The sequence below is a fragment of the Marilutibacter chinensis genome (assembly GCF_021725675.1).
Taxonomy (GTDB): Bacteria; Pseudomonadota; Gammaproteobacteria; order Xanthomonadales; family Xanthomonadaceae; genus Marilutibacter; species Marilutibacter chinensis.
Map to the genome: position 1 here is coordinate 35,748 of NZ_JAKJPO010000009.1, position 18,627 is coordinate 54,374.

Below are 18,627 nucleotides of genomic sequence, written 5' to 3' on the forward strand. Positions count from 1 at the left end.
TGTAGTATTTGACAATCAAGTTTTTGCAATGCACAACATAAGAATTACTTATAAATAGCCCCATGGTCCGTTCATCCGGCTCCACACCGCGCTTCGCCTACAAGGGCGACCGACTCAAACCGTTGCGGGCGTTCTGCCAGACCGCCCGCCTGGGCTCGGTTTCGCGCGCGGCCGAGGCGCTGTACGTCAGCCAGCCGGCGGTGACCCTGCAGTTGCAGGCGCTGGAACGTGAAATGGGCGTGAAACTGCTCGAACGCAGCGGTCGACGGCTGGTGATGACCCGCGAGGGCGAGGCGCTGTACGAGCTGGCCCGGCCGCTGGTCGAAGGCCTGGACGGCATCGACGGGGTATTCCGTGAGCGGATCCGCGGAATGGATGCCGGCGAACTGAACGTCGCCGCCGGCACCTCGACCATCCTCTATCTGCTGCCGACGATCGTCGAGCGCTTCAAACAGGCGCACCCGGACGTGCGGCTGACACTGCACAACGTCACCGGCGCCGGCGGGCTGGACCTGCTGCGCTCAGACGCGGTCGACCTGGCGGTCGGTTCGATGCTCGACGTCCCGACCGATCTCGACTATGCACCGGTCTACCGTTTCGAGCCGATGCTGATCACCCCGCCCGATCATCCGCTGGCCGACAAGCCCGACCTGGCCCTGGAAGACCTGTCGCCGTACGGCCTGATCCTGCCACCGCAGCGGCTGACCACCTATCGCATGGTCGACCTGGTGTTCCAGCGCGCACGGGTGCCCTACACGGTCGCCCTGGAGGTCGGCGGCTGGGAGATCATCAAGCAGTACGTGGCGATGGGCCTGGGCATCAGCATCGTCACCGCGATCTGCCTGACCGAGACCGACCGGGACCGCCTCGCCGCGCGCTCGCTGGCCGGCTATTTCCCGGATCGCAGCTACGGTGTCGTCGTGCGCAAGGGCAAGTACCTGAGTCCGCAGGCACGTGCGTTCACCGAACTGATCAAGCCCGACCTGTTCGTCCGCGGCGACTACTACGACACCGGCCCGTCGGAGCGCTGACGGTCTGCGATGAAAAAGCCTGTTCGCATCCATGAGGACCGGCTTCGGAAGGAGTCGCCGCCCGGCGGGGTGGGGTTGGCTGCGCCCTCCTGGCGACGTCGTGTCTCCAAGTCGGGTCGCGGGCCATCCATGGCCCACTCTCCGCCACCCCCACCCCGTCGGCCGTCGCCTTCGCGAGGTTGAGCGCTTGTCGCTTCGGACGATAAGTCCATCCCCATCCAGCCCTCGCCTGCCAGGGGAGAGCTGGGTGGGGATGGGTGTGCTTGCAAACGCCGACCACGTGTCCGCAAGCCGATGGCCCGGCCCTTGCGGAGACTCCCGCGTTCAAGGGAAAACCTAAAGAAAACGCCCCGGTCCTTGCGGACCGGGGCGTCGAAGAAACCTGCCTGCCGCCGGGCGGCTACCAGACCACCTCGGCCATCGAGCAGTTCAGGCCCGAGCCGATGCCGAGCAGGGCGACGCGGTCGCCTTTTTTTAGTCGGCCCATCTCGCGCAGCTTGCTCAGTACGATCGGCACCGAGGCCGGGCCGATGTTGCCGTGCTCGCCGAAGATCGTCAGCACCTTCTCCGGATCGATGCCGAACGCCTTCACGAAGGCCTTGGTATGGACCTGGCTGACCTGATGGATCACGAACTCGTCGAGCTCGTCGGCAACCCAGCCCAGCGCGCTGCGGGCGGCGACCCAGGTGTTCTGGGCGAGCTTCAGGCCCTCGCTGAGCAACAGCCGGGTGTCGGTGACCATGCGATCGAGGTTGCCGCGGCACAGCCCGTTCCACTGGGTCGCGGCGCGGGTCACGCCGCCGCGGTAGCGCGGGGCGCCCGGGGCCAGCTCCGAACGCGCCAGCACCATCGCCGCGGCACCGCAGCCCAGGGTCAGGGTCGCCAGTTCGTTGCGGAACTGTTCTTCGGTCGCGTCCGGCGCGGTCAGGCGCTCCAGGGTCTTCTCGTAGGCCAGGCCGGCGGTCTCGCCGTCGACGACCAGCGCATAATCGATCTCGCCGCGCTCGATCATCCGGCTCGCGATGTCCATGCCGTTGATGAAGGCGAGGCAGGCGTTGGCGACGTCGAAGTTCTGGCAGTTCTCCGACAGCTTCAGGTTGCCGGCGACGATGCTGGCGGTGGACGGCTCCAGGTAGTCGCGGCTCACCGAGGTGTTGACCAGCAGACCGACGCGGTCGGGCTCGATGCCGGCATCGGCCAGCGCCTTCACCCCGGCCAGGGTGGCGGCATCGGACGCCTGCATCTCGCCGTCCCAGAGGCGGCGCGCATTGATACCGGCGATGTCCTTGAGCACGTCGATGCGGATGCCGAGACGGTCGAGGGTCGGCTTCAGGCGCGCGTTGATCTCGTCCGAGCTGAGACGACGCGGGGCATCGATATGGGCCAAGCCCGCGATCGCGACATGTTGGAACAGCATGGCGGCAGCTACCGGCAGTAAACGAAATAGCGCGCCAGCATACCGCGTTGGCGCCGCTCCCGCCATCCGCCACCGTAGGGTGGTCGTCTCGACCGGGGCCAGGGCCGGCTCCAGAGCGCCGGAACCGCCGCCACTGCGGCCGCTCCCGGTTCTTCCGGTCGCCTCCCGCGCAGCGGGCGGGACCGCGCAGCGGCCGATATCGCCACGTTGCCTCGAACTCAGGGACCCGTTCCCCAGGCCAGCCGGACCGCCGCAGCGACCCGGCCGTCCGGGTGGTCGCACAGCTTCGGCCGCCACGCCGAGTACAACGTCTCGCCGCCGGCATACCAGCGGACCGCCCAGACCAGCCTGATCAGCCGTTCCGGGTCCGCCCGACGCCACTCTGTTTCCAACGCCCGCTCCCAGAACGCCTGCGGCCGTGCCCTCAGTGCCGCAAGCAGATGGCCGCCGCCGGGATGTTTGCCCAGCCCGGTCCCGAGCATCCAGCCCGCTTCCGTATCCGGCAGGCACGCCGCCAGCGCCTTCGCGGCCGCGACCTGCGCCTGGAATGCCCAACTGGAGCGGCGCGGCCGTTCCACTCCGGATGCCAGATCCCTCAGGCGCGCGACGCTGGTCCGATCTCCCCAGCACCCCAGAGTCTCGATGGCCACGATGCGCACGCCCCACCACCTGCTTTCCAGCGCCTCGTCGATGGCGCGCCTGGCGGCCTCGTCGGGCGGACGCGTGGCCAGTGCGCGGAGCCGCTCGCACTGTTCGCGCAGCAGCTGGCCGCCCGGATTGGCTTCGCGCCTCGCGCGCCGGCAGGCGCGGCAGCGCACGGCCCGGCTGTCGATATGGCCCAACGCCTGCTCGTACCACCACTTCTGCTGCCTGGCCGTCCACACCTGCTCCTCGCCGCAGTCGCGGCAGGTGAAGGCGCGGTCGAGATAGAACTCCGGCAGCAAGCCGTAGGTGTTGTTGTGGCGCGCCAGCAGTTCGCGGTCGGCGCGGACGGCCCCGGCCGGCGGGTTCTCGCAGTCCGACCAGCGCACATCCGGCTGCGACAGTGCCGACCGGGCCGCCTCGGCGCGCTTCAGCCGTCGTTCGCGGATTTCAGTACGGCGCTGCCTATTGCTCTTGCGTTCGCTCACCTGCCACAGCGGTAGCCGGCGAAGCGCTGTTCGCCGTCGTGCGGCTCGCCCAGCGGCTGGATGGTGTCGGCGCCAAGGCCCGGGCCCTCGTTGCGGGCGAGAGTCTCCAGTTCCTCGCGCACGCGCAACGGGTTGCGGTCGTAGAACGCGATGCTGTCCTTCACCGACACGCTGATCTCGCCGAGCTTCTGGCAACCGGCCGGCGGAGCGCCGGCGGGGACCACCCGCACCGCGCTGGCGCCAGGCGCCATGTGGACCCAGGTGCAGCCGGCGGCCGATGCGCCGAGGACGGCGATCGAGGCGGCAAGGAGCAGCGGACGGATCGTATTCGGGCGCATCGTGATGAACTCTCGTCGGTCGTGATGCCGGCGACCCTATCCGAAGCGGTCGCCGGAGACAAAACGGGGCGCCAAGGCGCCCCGTCCGTAGCAGCGGTCCAGTGATAGCCGGCCGCTCCCTCCCCGTCGCTGAACGACGGGGTTCGCATCGCCCGCCGGCTACTTCCCGGCCACCGGCTTGCCGTCGGCATCGAGCACCTGGACCTCGCCGAGGTCCAGCGCGCGGATCGGCGCTTCCATCTGTGCGAGATCGCCGACCACCACCCAGACCAGCTTCGACGGATCGATCGCCTTGGCCGCAGCGGCGACCTCGGCCGGCGTCATCGCCTGGATCTCGTCGTTGCGGCGGACCACATAGTCGTCAGGACGATCGTAGCGGACGATACCGCCGATGGTGCCCATCACCGCCCCGGCGGTCTCGTAGGCGCCCGGCAGGCTGCGGCTCTCGTTGGCCTTGATGCGATCGATCTCGGCCTGGGTCGGCGGCATCTTGCCGCTGACGTACTCGGCGACTTCGCGCTGGATCTCGGCCAGCGATTCGGCGGTCTTGTCGATCTGCACAGGCGCCACCGCCAGCCACGGCCGCTGGCCCAGCGCGTTGGTCAGCACGGTGCGGGCGCCGTACGACCAATGCTTGTCCTCGCGCAGGTTCATGTTCAGGCGCGAGACGAACGATCCGCCGATCACCTCGTTGGCCATCTGCAGCAGGGTCTCGCCGTCGCTGCCGGTCGGCGGCATCAGCTCACCGGCGAAGATGTTCGCCTGCACCGCGCCGGGCTGGTCGATCAGATAGACCCGGGCCTTGTCCGGTCGCGCGACCTCCGGCACCTCGACCGCTTCCGGAGCCTGGCCGGCGCCCTTCCAGTCGCCCAGGTGCTTGTTCAGCACCGGCACGATTTCGCCGAGGGTGGTATCGCCGACCACGATCAGGGTCGCGTTCTCGGGGCGTACCCAGTCCCGGTGATAGGCGGCCAGGTCGTCACGGCCGAGCGCGGCGATCGAAGCCTCGGTACCGGAACCGCTGAACGGCATCGCATACGGATGGCCTTCGCCGTACAGCAGCGGCGGCAGCACCCGCAGCGCGGCCGAGTTCGGGCGCGCCTTCTCCTGCTTGATGCCGGCGATCCAGCTGGCCTTCACCCGGTCGATCTCGGCCTGCTCGAAGCGCGGCGCGCGCAGCATGTCGGCGAACAGGTCCAGTGATGGATCCAGGTTCTCCTTCAGCGCCGAAAGGTAGGCGCTGCCACCATCGAGCGCGGCACCGGCGCCGAGGTTCGCACCCAGCGCCTCGGCGCGATCACGGAACGCGAGCGCATCGTACTCGCCGGCGCCTTCGTCGAGCATGCTCATCGCGAAGCTCGACGCGCCGAGCTTGTCGGCCGGATCGGTACGATAGCCCCCGTCGAATTCATAGCTGAACTGCACGACCGGGATGTCGTGACGCTCGGCCAGGATCACCGCGGTGCCGTTGTCCAGCGTCGCGCGCTGCAGCTCGGGGAACTTCAGGGTCGGGAACTCTTCCGGCATCGGCACGCCCTCGCTGCGGTCGACCGTGCTCTCGAGAGTGCGGTACTTCGGATCGACCGGCGGCCGCTCGAACGGCTGCGGCGTCACCGCCGGCTCCTCGGCCAGCGGGGTGCGCTCGCCCGGTTCGACGACGAGGGTGTGGGAACCCTCGCCCAGCCAGCGGCGGCCGACCGCCTGCACGTCGGCAGCGGTGGTCGCGGCGATGTTGTCCAGCGACTCGCGGAAGCAGCCCGGATCGCCGGCGTAGACCGCGCACTCGGCCAGCGCGTCGGCCTTGCCGCCGAAGCCGCCGATACGCTCGATGCCGCGGATGAAGCCGGCCCGGTACACGGTCTTGGCCTGCGCCAGCTCGGCCGCGGTCGGGCCCTCGGCGAGCAGCTTCTCCAGCTCCTCGTCGACGATCTTCTCGACCCGGGCCACGTCGACGCCTTCCTTGACGTTGATCATCACCATGAAGTTCGAACCCAGCTGCGACGCATAGGCACCGGTGCCGACGCTGTCGGCCAGCTTGTCGCCGTGCACCAGCCGCTTGTCGAGTCGCGAGGAGGCGCTGCCGCCGAGCACCTGCGACAGCACCTGCAACTGGTCGATGTCGCGGGTGCCCACCTGGGCGACGTTCCAGACCCGATAGATGCGCGGCTGCGGCACCTTGTCGTGCATCACCTCACGGGTGTCGGCCGGGCGCCGGGCGACGTCGACCGCCGGCTGCGCCATCGTCGGCCCGGCCGGGATGTCGCCGAAGTACCTGGCGACCTTTTCCCTGGCGGTGGCGACGTCGATGTCGCCGGCCAGCACCAGCACCGCGTTGTTGGGGCCGTACCAGGTGCGGAACCAGGTCTTCACGTCCTCCAGCGAAGCGGCGTTGAGGTCGTTCATCGAGCCGATCGTGCTGTGGTGGTACGGGTGCCCCTTCGGATACAGCGAGCGGCCGAGCTGCTCCCAGACCTGGCCGTAGGGCTGGTTCTCGCCCTGGCGCTTCTCGTTCTGGACCACGCCGCGCTGCTCGTCGAGCACCTTCTGGTCGATCGCGCCGAGCAGGTGGCCCATGCGGTCGGACTCCATCCACAGCGCCATGTCGAGCGCGGTGGTCGGCACGTTCTGGAAATAGTTCGTGCGGTCGGAATTGGTGGTGCCGTTCATATCGGTCGCGCCGACCAGCTCGAACGGTTCGAAATACTCGCCGCGGTGATTCTCCGAGCCGTTGAACATCAGGTGTTCGAACAGGTGCGCGAAGCCGCTGCGCCCGGCCGGCTCGTCCTTGCTGCCGACGTGGTACCAGATGTTGACCGCGACGATCGGCGCCTTGCGGTCGGTGTGCACGATCACCCGCAGGCCGTTGGACAGGGTGAACTCCTCGTACGGGATGTCGACACCGGTGCGGACGGCCTGCTGCTCGGCCAGCGCCGGCGTGGGCGCGGTCCAGGCCACGCCGCCGATCGCGGTCGCCAGCGCGGCGGCGAGCAGGCCGCGGTTGAACAGCCGGCGCGGGGCAGCGGGCTTGAGGTCGGACAGTCCCGCTTTGCGCGGCCTACGGTCTATGAACATCGGTAGCTCCTTGGCTCTTCCATTGATGGGTGCCGATCTCCCTGTCAGACCGGACTGGCATGAACCCCCATCCTAGCCCGCGTGCCAGGCCTGGGCACTAGGCCACAAGTCTCGCCGTGTCGCGATACCGCGATTGTGGTTTCATGTCGGCAGGCGCCCGTACGCGCCAGCCGCCACCCGTCCCTCGAGGTGTGCCATGCCCAACCCCCGCCGCTGCCTGGTCACCGGCGCGAACCGTGGCCTTGGATTCGAATTCGCCCGGCAGCTGCTCGAGCGCGGCGAGCACGTGCTCGGCACCTGCCGCCACCCTGGCCGCGCGCCGGCGCTGAACGACCTCGTCGGCGAGTACCCGGGACGGATGCACGTGCTGCCGCTGGACGTGGCCAACCCGAAGTCGATCGCCGAACTCGCGCGCGAACTGCCGCTGGTCCTCGACGGACTCGACCTGCTGATCAACAACGCCGGAGTCCTGCATTCGGGCGAGCGCTTCGGCAGCGTGCCGTCGCTCAACCTCGACGACAGCTTCCGCACCAACGCCAGCGGCCCGTTCCTGCTGACCCAGGCGCTGGCGCCTCGCCTGGCCCCCGGGGCGAAAATCGCCAGCCTGTCCTCGTCCTGGGGCTCGGTCTCGGAGCTGGAGGCCTTCCGCACGCCCAGCTACGCGATTTCCAAAGCCGCGCAGAACATGGTCACCGCGCTGCTCGCCAAGGCACTGGCCGAACGTGGCATCGTCGTGCTCGCGCTCAACCCGGGCTGGGTGCAGACCGACATGGGCGGCACGCATGCCGAACTGACCCCGGCAGAGTCGGTCTCGGCGATGCTGCGGGTGATCGACGATGCCGGTCCCGGCGACAGTGGCCGCTTCCTCGACTGGCGCGGCAAGGCGGTACCATGGTGATGCGCGCCGCACTCCTTGCCCCCTCCGCCGCAGTGCCCGACGCTGGCGTCGTCCGGACGCGTCCGGATAAACGGCAGCCGTCATTCCGGCACGCGTTCGCCGGGACAGCCCATGTTCGACGTGATCCTCTACCAGCCGGAGATTCCACCCAACACCGGCAACGTGATCCGCCTGTGCGCCAACACCGGCGCGCGCCTGCACCTGGTCGCACCGCTGGGGTTCGACATGGACGACCGCCAGCTGCGCCGCGCCGGGCTGGACTACCATGAATACGCGACCGTGCAGGTGCACGACGGCCTGGACGCCGCGCTGGCCGCGATCGCGCTGGCCAACGGCGCCGTGCCGCGGCTGTTCGCACTGAGCACCCGCGGCCGCACCCGCTTCGACACACCACGCTACGCCGCCGGCGACGCCTTCCTGTTCGGCCCGGAGACCCGCGGCCTGCCCGACGCGGTGCTCGACGCGCTGCCCGCGCCGCAGCGTCTGCGGTTGCCGATGCGTCCGGGCAACCGCAGCCTCAACCTGTCCAACAGCGTCGCGGTGGTGGTGTTCGAGGCCTGGCGCCAGCACGGCTTCGACGGCGGCGGCTGAAATCCACCGGCATTCGCGGCCCGCCACAACCGCAACGCGACCATGCGCCAGCGAAATAGTTCCTGAACCTCGCCGTTCAGTATTAAGGCGCAATTGGGGAACGCTGCGGATACTGGCTCGCACCGGATGTGACGGACGCCAAGAAAGCCGCCGTCCGGCCCGATACCAAGACAAATAAGAGGCTACGTCCTTATGAAGCGCTCCCTCACCATTTCCAAGCTTGCCGCCCTGTCGCTGATCGCCGCCCTGCCGTTCGCTGCTTCCGCGGCCGAGGGCGTGTCCTACACCTACGTCGAAGGCGGTTACGCCGCCACCAACACCGACGGCAACGACGCCGACGGCTGGGCCATCGGCGGTTCCGGCGCGATCGCGCCGAACTTCCACATCTTCGGCAACTACAGCAACCAGGACATCGACGGCACCAACCTCGACTTCGACCAGTGGCGCGTCGGCGTGGGCTACAACCACGAGATCAACCGCAACGTCGACCTGCTGACCCGCGTCGCCTACGAGAAGTTCGATGCCGGCCGCGGCTTCGATGCCGACGGCTGGAGCGTCGAGGCCGGCGTCCGCGGCGCGTTCACCCCGAACTTCGAAGGCTACGCCCTGGCCGGTTACGAGGACTTCGACGAGATCGCCGGTCAGAGCATCGACGGCGAGTTCTACGGCCGCCTCGGCGCGCTGGTGAAGTTCAACCAGACCTGGGGCATCAACGGCGACGTCAAGTTCGTCGACGGCGACACCCAGTGGTTCGTCGGCCCGCGCGCCAGCTTCTGATCGCGGCCCGCCCCCTCCCATCGCGCTGAATCTCTCTCTCCCCCCGAAACATCGCGATGTAGCCCGGCCCTTGTGGCCGGGCTTTTTTGTGCGTCGGTACCGCGCCCGGGTGGAGGCAGGCACCGCGATAGCAACCGGTGCGTGCTTGCAGGTCCGGGGACGACGCCCGCTCGGCGCAAGACCGGGCACTGCCCTCTCCGGCCACTGCAGCGACCGTCGACGGCTTCCATCGGCAGCAGCCGTCGTCGAAACGACGGCTGCTGCACGCGATGTCACTGCGCTCCGGCCTCCTTCAGGGCGGCTTCCGTCGCCGCGCCCTCGACGAATACCGGGTCGCCGGTGGTGCCGACATCGAACAGGCAGTCCCTGTGCAGCTTCTCGTCCTTGACCCGCGCGCAGACCTGCTTGGCCAGTTCCACGTTGGCCGGGTTCATCGGCGGAATCTTCTCCCGCGGGAACGGCTCGCTGACGAATTTGCCCGGATCGACATCCTCGGCGTAGTCGAACAGGCTGGTCTTCCTGTCCACGCGCCACTTGTCCGAGAAGCCCGGCTCCAGCCACTCGCCCTGCTTGAGCACGCCCATGATGCCGTCCGTCGCCATCGTGTGGTACGCGCGCACGTTCATGTACCAGAGGTTCTGGCCGGCCCACCAGTTCGCGGTGGCGGTCATCCTCGTTCCGTCCGGGAAGTAGACGTTGATGCCGTTGTTGCCCAGCGTCGTCACCCTGGCGCCGGGACCGAGGTCGATCCCGCCCGACGGGATCGGCGTGACCACGCCGTCCACGCGCAGCTGCAGGCCGGCCGGATCGGGCATCACCCCGGTGCCCGGCTGCCAGGTCACCCGATGATTGCCGACACGCGTGGCGACCGCCGTGTTGACGCTGACCCAGGGGAGGTTGTCCACCGGCCGCTGCCGGGTCTGGATTTCCATGCCCTGCGAGCGCAGTGCGACGAATTCGCCGCCGGTCTGGAAGTCGTAATACAGGCCATTGACGGTTCTGATATGGGGATCGCCGTCGTTGTAACCGTCGTTGAGCGAGCCGTAGTGCAGCTGCACGTTCGGCGATCCGGTGCCGAGGCTGCCCACCCCCGGCCAGGACGGGGTGGTGCCGAAGATGTTGGCGGCGTTGTACACCGCAGCCCACACCGCCGCGGGCGTCGCCGCCGGATAGGTCTGCAGGTAGCGCGCAGCCGCGCCGGCCACGTGCGGCGCCGCCATCGAGGTGCCGTCGATGGTGTTGACGGCGGTGTTGCTGCCGATCCATGCCGAAGTGATGGCGCTGCCGGGGGCGAACAGATCCAGGCAGCTGCCGTAGTTCGAGAACCAAGAGCGGGTGTCGGTGTTGTCGACCGACCCGACCGTGATCGCCACCGGCTCGCGTGCCGGCGAGTAGCCGCAGGCGTTGGCGGAGCTGTTGCCGGCGGCGACGACCACGGTGACGCCGTTGATGTTGTGCAGGTTGGCCACCGCGGTATCTACCGAGGTGTTGCCGCCTCCGCCCAGGCTCATGTTCACCACCGCCGGGGTCACATGATTGGCGGCGACCCAGTTGACGCCGGCGATGATCGTCGACCACGGCGAACCGCCGACGCAGGGGAACACCCGCACCGGGTGGATGGTGACCTGCTTGGCGACGCCATAGGTGGTGCCGCCAAGGGTGCCGGCAACGTGCGTTCCATGCCCGTTGCAGTCGTTGACGCCGCCGCCGATGAAGTCCGCGCCGAGTCCGACCCGGCCTGTGAACTCCGTGTGGCCGACATTGAGGCCGGAATCGATCACGTAGGCATGAACGCCAGCCCCGGTGGTGTCGTAGGTATAGAGCGTGTCCAGCGGCAGCAGGCGCCGGTCGATGCGATCCAGCCCCCAGGTCGCTCCGGTCTGGATGGTGTCGATCGTGGCGATGCCGTCCTCCTCGACATAGGCCACGCGTGGATCGGCCAGCAAAGCGGCCAGGGTGTTGTCGTCGGCCTTCACCACGAAACCGCGCAGCACGCGGTCGTAGCTGCGCACCAGGCTGGCGCGATGTTGCGCGGCGATGGCCTTCGCCGCCACGGCGACCGGCGCGGCGCGGTTGGACTCTCCTGCCAGGCTCGCCGCCTGCGGCTTGAGCACGACGATGTACTGGCCGCTGATCGGATTGTCGGTGGTGCGGAACTCGCCGGAAACAGCGGACAGAGCGGCGCACATCAGCGAAGCGCCGACAGCGACGGCGAGCGGGGTGATATGAAGTCTCATAGTACGTTCCTTGTCCATGGTTTGAATGACGATGCGGGCTGAACAGCCCCGTCGAGAACGGATCGTGCAATGGACAGCAAAGGCGATCCTGCGTGAAGCGATTCCCTTGCCTCACATCCGGCGATCCGCGCGCCCAGCCTACGCCAGCCCCGTGAGCGGAGTCGTCACATTCCCGGACGAAGGCCCGCCAGCTGCCGTCGGCCGTCGGGCGCCGCACGACTCCGCTGCGGCGGGCGCCGATGGACACGTCGGGAGGCGCGTGCCCGCGCCTATGCATGAATCGCCGCCAGGCTTCAGGTGCCGTTCGTGCCAGGACGACCGGCCAGCCGCGAAACGGTTCGTTCGGGACGACGCCGCCACGACACGACCGGATTCCTCTGCGGCTCGTCACGGCGCTGACAGCGCGCGCCTGACGTCGGACGCACATCCCGCCGCATGCTCCCATCTCCGCCGGACAATGAGACACCCGGTCCCGGGCCACCGCCCCCGGCAAGGGCGTGCAGCCCCTTCCAGCCGCCTCCCTCGCTGGTCCGAAGCCGGTTGCCCGATCGCACGTTCGCGCAGGGACCAGGCCGTCCCGGGAACCACAGACCCGCGGCCCGCAGGTAGGACGCGGCCGGAACGGCGCCGTGCCCGGCCGCCAGGGCATCGGCGAGGAAACCACGCGCCAGAACGCGGGCAATAAAAAGCCCCGCGGGCAGGGGGGGCCGGCGGGGCTGGTGGAACGGGACCTGGGGAGGGGTGCTCCGTTCCGGGGGATCACTCCAGGGGAGGGGAGAGATCAGCGACAGGCGTTGCACCTGTCGCGATCTATATGACCACTTTCCGCATTGATGGTTCGTGAAGATCGGGGTTAATAAATTGTTGGATTCAGGCTCGATTCACCGAAATAACTCCGGCGAACGTGCCGCCAAAACCGGCACATCAATGGGCTTCTTCCCAGTTGTCGCCGACTCCGCAATCGACGACCAGCGGCACCCTCAGCTCGGCCGCCGCCGCCATGCGGCCGGAAACCTCGGCGACCAGCGTTTCAACGAAGTTGGCCTCGGCCTCGAACACCAGTTCGTCGTGCACCTGCAGGATCATCAGCGCCGGCGCCCGGCCGCTGCCGTCGCGGTGCCCGGCCAGCCAGCGGTCGACGTCGATCATCGCCCGCTTGATGATGTCGGCCGCCGTGCCCTGCATCGGTGCATTGATCGCGGCGCGTTCGGCGCCCGCCCGCAGTCCCTGGTTGCGGGCATGGATGTGCTCCAGATACAGGCGGCGTCCGAACACGGTCTCGACATAGCCCCGCTCGCGTGCCTGTTCGCGGGTGCGCTCCATGAAATCGCGCACGCCCGGATAGCGGCTGAAGTACAGCGCGATGTAGTCCTGCGCCTCGCCTCGCGACACGCCGAGCTGCCTGGCCAGGCCGAACGCGCTCATGCCGTACATCAGGCCGAAGTTGATCGCCTTGGCCGCGCGCCGCTCGTTGGCGTCGACGTCGCCGATCGCCTTGCCGAACACCTCGGCGGCGGTCGCGCGGTGGATGTCGGCACCGGAGGCGAACGCATTGACCAGACCTTCGTCGCCGGACAGGTGGGCCATGATCCGCAGCTCGATCTGCGAGTAGTCGCAGGCGACGATCCTGCGTCCCGGTGGGGCGACGAAGGCGGTGCGGATACGACGGCCGTCTTCGGTGCGGATCGGGATGTTCTGCAGGTTCGGATCGCTGGAGGCGAGCCGGCCGGTCGCGGCGCCGGCCTGGTGATAGCTGGTGTGCACGCGGCCGGTATCGGGATTGACCATCTCCGACAGCTTGTCGGTGTAGGTACTGCGCAGCTTGGCCAGACCGCGATACTCCAGGATCACCCGCGGCAGCTCGTGCTGGTCGGCGATCGCCTCCAGCGCCTCCTCGTTGGTGCTCGGCTGGCCCTTGGGCGTCTTCACCAGCGCCGGCAGCTTGAGTTCGTCGAACAGCAGTGCGCCGAGCTGCCTGGGCGAGTCGAGGTTGAAGCTGCGGCCGGCCAGTCCGGTCGCCTTGCGTTGCGCGGCGAGCATGCGCTTGCCCAGATCGGCCGACTGCCGGCGCAGTTCGTCGCCGTCGATCATCACGCCGTTGGCCTCGATCCGCTCGAGCACCTTGACCAGCGGCATCTCGATCTCGCGATAGACGCGCTCAAGTGACGGCACCGCGGCCAGCTTCGGCGCCAGCACGCGGTGCAGGCGCAGGGTCACGTCGGCATCCTCGGCGGCATAGCGGGTGGCGTCGTCGAGCGCGACCTGCGAGAACGGGATCGCCTTGGCGCCCTTGCCGGCGACGTCGGCGTACTTGACCGTCTCGTAGCCAAGGTAGCGCCTCGCCAGCGAATCCATGTCGTGTCGGGTCGCGGTGGCGTTGTAGACGAAGCTCTCCAGCATGGTGTCGTCGGCGTAGCCGTGCACCTCGATGCCGTGGCGGCGCAGCACGTGCAGGTCGTACTTGCCGTGCTGGCCGAGCTTGCGCCGGCCCGGGTCCGACAGCAGCGGCCGCAGCGCATCGAGCACCACGGTGCGGTCGAGCTGCGCCGGTGCGCCCGGATAGTCGTGCGCGAGCGGGATGTAGCAGGCGGCACCGGGCTGGGTCGAGAAGCTCAGTCCGACCAGGTTGGCGCGCATCGGATCGAGCGAGTCGGTCTCGCAGTCGAACGCGAACTCGTCCGCGGCCCGCAGCCGTCCGATCCAGTCGTCGAGCTGCGCATGGGTGGTCACGCATTCGTACACGCCGGCGGCGGCGAGCGCCGGGTCCGCGTCCCCGTCGACGGTCACGGACGCCTTCGCGTAGCCGGCCGCGGTGTTGCGCATGCCGGCCTGCTCGGCACGCGCCTGCTCCGTGCCGGATACGGTACCGGCCCCCCCGTCGAGCTCCTTCAGCGCCTGCTTGAAGCCGTAGCGCGTGTACAGCGCGCGGAGGGTGTCGGTATGGGCTTCGCGCAGCGACAGCGCGGTCGGCGTCTGCTCCAGGTCGACATCGGTCCTGATCGTGACCAGGGTGCGGTTCAACGGCAGCCGATCCAGCGCCTCGCGCAGGTTGTCGCCGATCTTGCCCTTGATCGCATCGGCGTGCGCGATCACCCCGTCGAGAGTCTCGTACTCGGCCAGCCACTTGGCCGCGGTCTTCGGTCCGCACTTGCGCACGCCGGGCACGTTGTCGACCGTGTCGCCCATCAACGCGAGATAGTCGACGATCTGGCCGGGGCGGACGCCGAACTTCTCGACCACCGCCTGCTCGGAATCCATCCGGCTGCCGCTCATGGTGTTCACCAGCGCGATGCCGCCGCCGTCCCCGCGCGCGTGCACGAGCTGGGCGAAGTCCTTGTCGCTGGTGGAGATGGTGACCCCGATGCCCTCGGCCGCCGCCTGCACCGCGAGGGTGCCGATCACGTCGTCGGCCTCGACGCCGGGTACGCGCAGGATCGGCATGCCGAGGGCCTCGACGATGTCGCACATCGGCTGCACCTGCGCACGCAGCTCGTCCGGCATCGGCGGACGGTTGGCCTTGTACTCGGGATACAGCTCGTCGCGGAAGGTCTTGCCGGGGGCGTCCACGACGAAGGCGACGTAGTCGGGCTTCTCCTTCAGCGTCGCGCGCAGCATGTTGACCACGCCGAACAGTGCGCCGGTCGGCTCGCCGTCGTCGTTGCTCAGCGGTGGCAATGCGTGGAAGGCACGGTAGAGATAGCTCGATCCGTCGATCAGGACGAGGCGGCGGGCAGTGTCGTTCATGGCGTCGATTCTACGCTGCAGTTGCCGCGGCCTCCGTCGACGACGTCACTGCGTCCGCGCATCGGGCGGCGTATGCTGGCTGCAACCGTCATCCGGGCGTGGAGCAGTCCCGTCCGCAATCCAGGCAACGCACCAGGAGCCCGCCATGCGCCCCGCCCTGCCCCTCCTTCTCGCCCTGTCGCTGGTCGCCTGCGCCAGCACCGGCCCCGCCGCCGACGACCCGACCGCCGGCCTGGTCAACCCGCAGGTGATCCGCAGCGAGCAGCCCAACGGCGACGTCATCGAGGAGTACCGCGTCAACGGTCGCCTGCACGTGGTCAAGGTCACCCCGGCCCGCGGCCCGGTCTACTACCTGCAGGACCGCGACGGCGACGGCCGCCCCGACGACGGTGCGCCGGTCTCGCCGGTGCTGTGGAAGCTGTTCGAATGGGATTGAGTGCGGTGGCACCCCGGGCGCGGAACCACGGGCCACCGGCCGTGAGCGGCGACGTCCTCGCGCCGCGACCATGGCACCCTGCCCACAAAAAAAATGCCGACGCGAAACGCCGGCATTCTTTCATGCGGCCGCCGGCATGACCGGCGACCCGGAACGACGCCTTACAGCGCGGCGTCCTTGAGCTTCTTCAGCGGACGCACCTTCACCTTGACGGTGGCCGGCTTGGCGGCGAACCACTGCTCTTCCTTTGTGAACGGGTTGATGCCCTTGCGCTTCGGCTTGGCCGGCACCTTGACCGCGGTGATCTTCAGCAGACCCGGCAGGGTGAACGCACCGGCGCCCTTCTTGCTGATCGAACCATGCACGGCATTCTCCAGCGACGCGAACACGGCGCGGACGTCCTTGGCGGCCACACCGCTGACCTCGGCGATGTGCGCGACCAGGCCCGACTTGCTCAGGACTTCCTTGATCGGCTTCGGCGCGGCCGGCTTGGCGGCGGTCTTCTTCGGTGCAGCTTTCTTTGCAGCTTTCTTTGCGGTTTTCTTGGTGGCCATGCGTGTCCCCTGATGGGTCCTCGTTGGGTTTCTGGTATGTGCCTGCAGAGCCGGCACTCGGAATGTAGGGCATGGCCGCGACTTCGCCAAGCGGTCGAGGGCCGAAAATGGCTGAAAACAGGGTCGAAACACGAAAAAGTCGAAAAAACCCCGCGCAGACCGGGGGATTTCACCCATCGATCACGCGATCAGGCCGGCTGCAGGTTGGCGTAGGCGAGCACCAGCCACTTGCTGCCGGCCTCCTCGAAGTTGACCTGGACCCGGGCGTGGGCGCCACTGCCCTCGTAGTCGGTCACCGTGCCCAGGCCGAACTTCGGATGGGTGACCGCGACGCCGAGCGGAATCGATGGCGACTCGATCGCGGCATGGCCGCCCGGCGCGTTCCTGCGCGCGGCGCCGGCCATCGGCCGCGAGACCTGCACCTTCGGCCGCACCTCGTGCAGCAGCGCCGGCGGGATCTCGCGCAGGAAGCGCGACGGCATTCCGTACATGTCCATCCCGTGGATGCGACGGCTCTCGGCATAGCTGAGCACCAGCTTCTGGCGCGCGCGGGTGATGCCGACGTAGGCGAGCCGGCGTTCCTCTTCCAGGCGGCCGTGCTCCTCGGTCGACTTGCCGCTCGGAAACAGCCCCTCCTCGAGGCCGCCGAGGAACACCAGCGGAAATTCCAGGCCCTTGGCGCTGTGCAGGGTCATCAGCTGCACACCGTCCTCTCCGGCCTGGGCCTGGCCCTCGCCGGCCTCCAGCGAGGCGTAGCTGAGGAAGGCGACCAGTTCCGGCATCGCCTCGGCCTCCTCCTCGTCGATACGGCTGAAGCGCGAGGCGACCGACACCAGTTCGTCGAGATTGTCGGTGCGCGAGTCCAGCTGCCCGCGCGATTCGTTGGCATAGAACTCGCGCAGGCCCGAGCGCGCGAGCACGTGATCGATCTTCTCCGGCAGCGGCATCTCCGCGAGTTCGCGCTCGAGGCTGTCGATCAGCTGGACGAAGCCGGCCAGCGCATTGCGCGCACGCGCGGCCAGGCCGGTCTCGACGGTGATCCGTTGCGCCGCGTCCCACAACGGGATGCGGTCGGCGCGGGCGCGGCGACGGACCTCGTCGAGGGTGCGCTCGCCGATGCCGCGCGCCGGCGTGTTGACCGAGCGCTCGAACGCGGCGTCGTCGCCGCGGTTGGCGACCAGCCGCAGGTAGGCCAGGGTGTCCTTGATCTCGGCGCGCTCGAAGAAGCGCAAGCCGCCGTAGACGCGGTATGGCACCTGCTCGGCCAGCAATGCCTCTTCGAACACCCGCGACTGCGCATTGCTGCGGTAGAGCACCGCGATCTCGCCGTGGCTGCCGCCGTCGCGGACCCACTGCCGGATCCGCTCGACGACGAAGCGCGCCTCGTCGATCTCGTTGTAGGCGGCATACAGGTCGATCGGCTCGCCCTCGCCGGTATCGGTCCACAGTTTCTTGCCGAGCCGGTCGGGGTTGTGCGCGATCACCGCATTGGCGGCGTCCAGGATGTTGGCGCTGGAGCGATAGTTCTGCTCCAGGCGGATGGTCTGCGCACCGCGGCCGTCATTGGGCCCGAAGTCCTTGAGGAAGCGCTGCATGTTCTCGACCTTGGCGCCGCGCCAGCCATAGATCGACTGGTCGTCGTCGCCGACCACGAACACCTGGCCTTCCTCGCCGGCGAGCACGCGCACGAAGGCGTACTGGATCGCGTTGGTGTCCTGGAACTCGTCGACCAGGATCTGGCGGAAGCGGTGGCGGTAGTGCGCGAGCAGCGCCGGGTTGTCGCGCAGCAGCTCGTGCGCGCGCAGCAGCAGTTCGGCGAAGTCGACCAGGCCGGCGCGGTCGCAGCGTTCCTGGTAGGCGGCGTAGACCTTGCGCATCACGTCGGTCCACTCGTCCTGGCCGCCCTGCAGGTGTTGCGGACGACGCCCCTCGTCCTTCTGCGCATTGATCCACCATGCGATCTGGCGTGGCGGAAAACGGCTGTCGTCGATCTCCAGCGACTGCACGACGCGCTTGACCAGGCGCTGCTGGTCGTCCGAATCCAGCACCTGGAAGCCTTCGGGCAGCTTCGCCTCCTGCCAGTGCAGGCGCAGCAGACGATGGGCCAGGCCGTGGAAGGTGCCGATCCACATGCCGCGCGCACCGTGCGCGAGCTGGGCGTCGACGCGCGCGCGCATCTCGCCGGCGGCCTTGTTGGTGAAGGTCACCGCGAGAATGCCGTAGGTCGGCACCCCGAACACTTCGTTGAGCCAGGCGATGCGGTGGGTCAGGACGCGGGTCTTGCCGGAACCGGCGCCTGCGAGGACCAGGTAGTGACCGGGAGGCGCGCTGACGGCCTCGCGCTGGGCCGGGTTCAGCCCGTCGAGCAGGTGGGAAACATCCATTCCGTCATTGTACGCTGC

At 68.5% G+C, this 18,627-nt stretch carries 13 protein-coding genes; 5 read left to right on the top strand and 8 right to left on the bottom strand.

Annotation, left to right across the window (positions count from 1 at the left end):
- Positions 1-62 precede the first annotated feature (62 nt).
- Positions 63-1,031 carry a LysR family transcriptional regulator gene (locus tag L3V18_RS13695; protein ID WP_237055776.1) on the top strand — a complete coding sequence of 323 codons (969 nt, stop codon included), beginning with the start codon at positions 63-65 and terminating at the stop codon, positions 1,029-1,031.
- A 400-nt stretch (positions 1,032-1,431) separates the two neighbouring features.
- Here the strand turns inward: L3V18_RS13695 and L3V18_RS13700 are convergent, their stop codons facing one another.
- The 4 genes from L3V18_RS13700 to L3V18_RS13715 form a co-directional block, all read right to left on the bottom strand.
- Positions 1,432-2,448: a 3-oxoacyl-ACP synthase III gene (locus tag L3V18_RS13700; protein WP_237055778.1), complete on the bottom strand. Its 1,017-nt coding sequence runs from the start codon at positions 2,446-2,448 to the stop codon at positions 1,432-1,434.
- A gap of 218 nt (positions 2,449-2,666) precedes the next feature.
- Positions 2,667-3,578, bottom strand: a complete 912-nt coding sequence (locus tag L3V18_RS13705; RefSeq protein WP_237055780.1) for a zinc-ribbon domain containing protein — start codon at positions 3,576-3,578, stop codon at positions 2,667-2,669.
- Positions 3,575-3,901: a DUF4156 domain-containing protein gene (locus L3V18_RS13710; protein ID WP_237055955.1), complete on the bottom strand. Its 327-nt coding sequence runs from the start codon at positions 3,899-3,901 to the stop codon at positions 3,575-3,577. Before L3V18_RS13710 ends, L3V18_RS13705 begins: the two co-directional genes overlap by 4 nt.
- A 174-nt stretch (positions 3,902-4,075) precedes the next feature.
- The gene (locus L3V18_RS13715; RefSeq protein ID WP_237055782.1) at positions 4,076-6,988 is read right to left on the bottom strand and encodes a M16 family metallopeptidase; all 2,913 of its coding nucleotides are present in this window, start codon (positions 6,986-6,988) and stop codon (positions 4,076-4,078) included.
- Between the two features lie 196 nt (positions 6,989-7,184).
- On the opposite strand from L3V18_RS13715, the gene L3V18_RS13720 reads away from it, so the two are divergent.
- The 3 genes from L3V18_RS13720 to L3V18_RS13730 all read left to right on the top strand — a co-directional run bounded on the left by L3V18_RS13720 (position 7,185) and on the right by L3V18_RS13730 (position 9,254).
- Positions 7,185-7,886 carry an SDR family oxidoreductase gene (locus L3V18_RS13720; protein WP_237055783.1) on the top strand — a complete coding sequence of 234 codons (702 nt, stop codon included), beginning with the start codon at positions 7,185-7,187 and terminating at the stop codon, positions 7,884-7,886.
- 111 nt (positions 7,887-7,997) lie between these two features.
- Entirely contained in the window at positions 7,998-8,477 is a 480-nt protein-coding gene (locus L3V18_RS13725) for a tRNA (cytidine(34)-2'-O)-methyltransferase (RefSeq protein ID WP_237055784.1), read from the top strand.
- A gap of 192 nt (positions 8,478-8,669) precedes the next feature.
- Positions 8,670-9,254: an OmpO family porin gene (locus tag L3V18_RS13730; protein ID WP_237055785.1), complete on the top strand. Its 585-nt coding sequence runs from the start codon at positions 8,670-8,672 to the stop codon at positions 9,252-9,254.
- 272 nt (positions 9,255-9,526) lie between these two features.
- Here the strand turns inward: L3V18_RS13730 and L3V18_RS13735 are convergent, their stop codons facing one another.
- Positions 9,527-11,491, bottom strand: coding sequence for a S8 family peptidase (locus tag L3V18_RS13735; RefSeq protein WP_237055786.1), 1,965 nt, complete (start codon positions 11,489-11,491; stop codon positions 9,527-9,529).
- Positions 11,492-12,415: 924 nt separating this feature from the next.
- A complete protein-coding gene (gene polA, locus L3V18_RS13740) occupies positions 12,416-15,235 on the bottom strand; it encodes a DNA polymerase I (RefSeq protein WP_237055787.1) in 2,820 nt (939 codons plus the stop codon).
- A 145-nt stretch (positions 15,236-15,380) separates the two neighbouring features.
- Between polA and L3V18_RS13745 the strand changes: the two genes are divergently transcribed.
- A complete protein-coding gene (locus tag L3V18_RS13745; protein ID WP_237055788.1) occupies positions 15,381-15,671 on the top strand; it encodes a DUF2782 domain-containing protein in 291 nt (96 codons plus the stop codon).
- A gap of 161 nt (positions 15,672-15,832) precedes the next feature.
- On the opposite strand, the gene L3V18_RS13750 is transcribed toward L3V18_RS13745, so the two are convergent.
- A complete protein-coding gene (locus L3V18_RS13750; RefSeq protein ID WP_237055790.1) occupies positions 15,833-16,225 on the bottom strand; it encodes an HU family DNA-binding protein in 393 nt (130 codons plus the stop codon).
- A 188-nt stretch (positions 16,226-16,413) separates the two neighbouring features.
- A complete protein-coding gene (gene uvrD / locus L3V18_RS13755; RefSeq protein WP_237055793.1) occupies positions 16,414-18,609 on the bottom strand; it encodes a DNA helicase II in 2,196 nt (731 codons plus the stop codon).
- Between the last annotated feature and the right edge of the window lie 18 nt (positions 18,610-18,627).

Coding starts and splice junctions, on each gene's coding strand:
- L3V18_RS13695 (WP_237055776.1), top strand. CDS start 63: ATGGTCCGTTCATCCGGCTCCACACCGCGCTTCGCCTACAAGGGCGAC.
- L3V18_RS13700 (WP_237055778.1), bottom strand. CDS start 2,448: ATGCTGTTCCAACATGTCGCGATCGCGGGCTTGGCCCATATCGATGCC.
- L3V18_RS13715 (WP_237055782.1), bottom strand. CDS start 6,988: ATGTTCATAGACCGTAGGCCGCGCAAAGCGGGACTGTCCGACCTCAAG.
- L3V18_RS13720 (WP_237055783.1), top strand. CDS start 7,185: ATGCCCAACCCCCGCCGCTGCCTGGTCACCGGCGCGAACCGTGGCCTT.
- L3V18_RS13725 (WP_237055784.1), top strand. CDS start 7,998: ATGTTCGACGTGATCCTCTACCAGCCGGAGATTCCACCCAACACCGGC.
- L3V18_RS13730 (WP_237055785.1), top strand. CDS start 8,670: ATGAAGCGCTCCCTCACCATTTCCAAGCTTGCCGCCCTGTCGCTGATC.
- L3V18_RS13735 (WP_237055786.1), bottom strand. CDS start 11,491: ATGAGACTTCATATCACCCCGCTCGCCGTCGCTGTCGGCGCTTCGCTG.
- polA (WP_237055787.1), bottom strand. CDS start 15,235: ATGAACGACACTGCCCGCCGCCTCGTCCTGATCGACGGATCGAGCTAT.
- L3V18_RS13745 (WP_237055788.1), top strand. CDS start 15,381: ATGCGCCCCGCCCTGCCCCTCCTTCTCGCCCTGTCGCTGGTCGCCTGC.
- L3V18_RS13750 (WP_237055790.1), bottom strand. CDS start 16,225: ATGGCCACCAAGAAAACCGCAAAGAAAGCTGCAAAGAAAGCTGCACCG.
- uvrD (WP_237055793.1), bottom strand. CDS start 18,609: ATGGATGTTTCCCACCTGCTCGACGGGCTGAACCCGGCCCAGCGCGAG.